Consider the following 339-nt stretch of genomic DNA (forward strand, 5'->3'; position numbering starts at 1 on the left):
GCGGGAGGGGGGCCGGTTCGTCGAGCTGGGCAAGACCGACATCCGTGACACGGACACGGTGGCCACCACGCACCCCGAAGTGAACTACCAGGCCATCGATCTGACCGACTTCGACCTGGACGTGGTGGGAGGCATGTTGGCGGAGTTGGCGGAGCTGTTCGAGGCGGGTGTGCTGTCCCCCCTGCCGACCAGGGCGTGGGATGTCCGGCAGGCCCGTGACGCTTTCCGTTGTATGGCGCAGGCCCGGCATGTGGGCAAGATCGTGCTGACGGTGCCGCAGCCGCTGGATCCTGACCGCACGGTGTTGATCACGGGTGGGACCGGTGGGCTGGGTGGCCT

Annotated in this window: 1 protein-coding gene; it reads left to right on the plus strand. The window is 67.8% G+C overall.

Going from position 1 to position 339, the window contains the following annotated elements; translation table 11 throughout:
* A partial coding sequence (locus ACLZOT_RS50860; RefSeq protein ID WP_416976100.1) for a zinc-binding dehydrogenase occupies positions 1–339 on the plus strand: 339 nt, incomplete at both ends.

The sequence above is a fragment of the Streptomyces sp. 4F14 genome (genome assembly GCF_048159485.1).
Taxonomy (GTDB): Bacteria; Actinomycetota; Actinomycetes; order Streptomycetales; family Streptomycetaceae; genus Streptomyces.